Annotated in this window: 1 pseudogene; it reads left to right on the top strand. The window is 65.3% G+C overall.

From position 1 onward, the window contains the following. Positions 1-723, top strand: a pseudogene (gene fliG, locus ABB25_RS14075) (flagellar motor switch protein FliG); the annotation flags it as partial.

Here is a 723-nt window from a genome sequence, read left to right as displayed (position 1 = left end):
AGGCCGGCAACCTGGTCGACCGCATCCTGCTGGGCCGCAACACCACCGGCCTGGACGCGCTGAAGTGGATGGACCCGCGTGCGGTGGCCGATCTGGTGCGCAACGAGCATCCGCAGATCATCGCCATCGTGATGAGGCACCTGGAGCCGGACCAGGCCGCCCAGGCCCTGAAGCTGCTGCCCGAGCGCACCCGCGTGGACGTGGTCCTGCGCATCGCCACCCTGGACGGCATTCCGCCCAATGCGCTCAACGAGCTCAACGAGATCATGGAGCGCCAGTTCGCCGGCAACCAGAACCTGAAGTCCTTCAATGTCGGCGGCGTGCAGAGCGCGGCCAACATCCTCAACTACATGGATGGCGGCCAGGACCAGGTGATCCTCAAGCAGTATCGGCGACATCGCTAATCCGCTGGGTATCCGTATCCAGGACCTGATGTTCGTGTTCGACGACCTGGTGGACCTGGACGACCGCGAGATGCAGCTGGTGTTGCGCGAGGTCTCCGGCGAGCGTCTGGGCCTGGCCCTGCGCGGGGCCGACAACAAGGTCAAGGAAAAGATCACCCGCAACATGTCCTCGCGTGCGGCCGAAATCCTGCTCGAGGACATGGAAGCGCGTGGCCCGGTGCGCCTGTCGGATGTGGAAACCGCCCATCGCGAGATCCTGGCCATCGTCAAGCGCATGGCCGACGAAGGCACCATCAGCCTGGGTGGCGCCGGTGAGGAC

It is taken from the genome of Stenotrophomonas koreensis, assembly GCF_001431525.1.
Classification (GTDB): Bacteria; Pseudomonadota; Gammaproteobacteria; order Xanthomonadales; family Xanthomonadaceae; genus Stenotrophomonas; species Stenotrophomonas koreensis.
The sequence above is the reverse complement of the archived record's forward strand: the minus strand, read 5'-3'. Positions and strand labels throughout refer to the sequence as shown.